Annotated in this window: 1 protein-coding gene; it reads right to left on the reverse strand. The window is 71.3% G+C overall.

The genetic code is table 11. The features are described from left to right. A partial coding sequence (locus AC1DYG_RS20570; protein ID WP_477641682.1) for a helicase HerA-like domain-containing protein occupies positions 1-383 on the reverse strand: 383 nt, incomplete at both ends.

A 383-nucleotide genomic window follows, 5' to 3' on the forward strand; every position in this document is an offset into this window, starting at 1 on the left:
GCCGAGGACACGCCGCCGATCCCCTTCAGGTCGGCCTTGCCCTCGTCGGAGGTCAGGTGCGCGATGACCGAACGCAGGTCCTTGAGGTCGAGCAGGGCCAGGCCCTGGGTGTCGGCCCAGTGGAAGATCAGCCCGAGGGTCGACTCCTGGGTCGCGTTGAGCCCCAGCACCTTGCTCAGCAGGATCGGACCGAAGCTGGTGATGGTGGCGCGGACGGGGACGCCGATCCCGCCGGTGCCGAGCGAGAGGAACTCGGTGGGGAATGCGGTGGGCGCCCAGTCCGCGATGCCGGTCGACGCGGCACGGGCGGCGATCTTCTCCCCCGCCTCGCCGGGTGCGGACAGCCCGGACACGTCGCCCTTGACGTCCGCCATCACCACCGG

The organism is Pedococcus sp. P1_H8 (assembly GCF_056405175.1).